The following is a 1457-nucleotide window of genomic DNA, read 5'->3' on the forward strand; positions in this document are numbered from 1 at the left end:
GGAATCGATACGCAGCGTCAGGCGCTTTGCCCTGGCGCTCTCGACGATCTTGAGCGGCAGCGTGCGTCCGGCGACACAGTATTCCCGTTCCACGGCAGGCGTGGGCTTGGGCTTCGTCAGATTGCGGAAGAACCCGATGGTCATGGCCGGACGATACGCGATTCGAGGAAAACGAATAGAACAAAAAAGAAACGGCGCCGCTCGCGCGACGCCGTCATCATACCTTGGCCCTGTCGCTGGGCCTCAGTCGTCGAGCAGGTTCGAGCCTTTGCCACGCTTGGTGGGGGCCGTTCCGGTGCTCGGTTCGGTTTTCGCCGGAGCCGTCGACTTGTTGCGGTTGGCCATGAACCGGTCGAACTCGTCCTGATCCTTGGCGCGGCGCAATTCACGAGCGTATTCGTCGAACTGGGTCAACATCTCGTCGAGCTTGCGGCGCTCTTCGTTCAGACGCTCAAGCTCCTTTTCGCGCCAATCGTCGAAAGCGACGTTGCCGGTGCGAGCGGAGCCATTGCCCCAGCGCGCGGCCTTGTCGGAACCACGGCGGCAGCCGGCGAAGATGCCGTCGGTCGCACGGTTGACGTCACGCTTGAAGCCCTCGAGCCGGTCGCCCCAGATGATGTAGGCGAGCATGGCGAAGCCGAGCGGCCAGAACACCATGAAGCCGATCACCATCAACGCGATGGTCGCCGGCGTCCAGGCCGGGCGGATCAATGCAGATGTGTTCATTTTCTCCCATTCCTTCGGTTGGAGACAGCCAGGACCGGCTGCGTGGAATCGAAATGGGAAGGCGAAAACGGCGATTCAAGACAATGTCCGCCAAAACCGGACAAGGTTCTGAAATGATTATCGCTTTTTGAGCATATCGAGGAAAAGCACGACCAGCCCGGCGACAAGGCCCCAAAAAGCCGCGGCGACGCCGAACAGCGTCAGCCCGGAGGCGGTGACGACGAAGGTGACGGTGGCGGCCATGCGGTTGCCTTCGTCCTTGAGCGCAATCGCCAGCGCGTTGGCCAGCGAGGCCATCAGCGCCAGGCCCGCCACCAGCACGATCAGGCTCTGCGGCAGGACGGCGAAGATCGCCACCAGCGAAGCGCCGAAAATCGCGAAGATCAGATAGGCAAGCGCATAGAACGGACCCGTCTTCCAGCGCTCGGCGGGGTCGGGATGAACGTCAGGTCCGGTGCAAATGGCCGCCGAGATGGCCGCCAGATTGGTGGTTCCGGCCCCGAACGGCGCCGACAGCAGCGAAAACAGGCCGGTGATACCGATCAGCGGCCCAGGTTCAGGGTGGTAGCCGGCCGCCCGCAATACCGCCAGCCCCGACAGGTTCTGCGAGGCCATGGTGACGAGATAAAGCGGCAGCGCCAGGCCGATAATCGCCTTGGCGGTGAAATGGGGAGCAATAAACGTCAGCGTCGAGAGTTCGGGCGCGGGCAAGCCGCCGACACGGCCGGGAA

2 protein-coding genes are annotated in these 1457 nt (G+C 62.9%); both read right to left on the minus strand.

Annotated elements, in window-relative coordinates:
• Positions 1–243: 243 nt before the first annotated feature.
• Positions 244–726 carry a DUF2852 domain-containing protein gene (locus EOA36_RS35300; protein WP_127281224.1) on the minus strand — a complete coding sequence of 161 codons (483 nt, stop codon included), beginning with the start codon at positions 724–726 and terminating at the stop codon, positions 244–246.
• Positions 727–843: 117 nt separating this feature from the next.
• Positions 844–1457: benzoate/H(+) symporter BenE family transporter (locus EOA36_RS35305; RefSeq protein WP_189553542.1), on the minus strand; the 614-nt coding region annotated here is incomplete at its 5' end.

This window comes from Mesorhizobium sp. M8A.F.Ca.ET.021.01.1.1 (assembly GCF_003998025.1).
In the GTDB taxonomy this organism is placed as follows: Bacteria; Pseudomonadota; Alphaproteobacteria; order Rhizobiales; family Rhizobiaceae; genus Mesorhizobium.

Excerpts from the sequence above, each read along its gene's own strand:
- EOA36_RS35300 (WP_127281224.1), bottom strand. The coding sequence starts at position 726 with ATGAACACATCTGCATTGATCCGCCCGGCCTGGACGCCGGCGACCATC.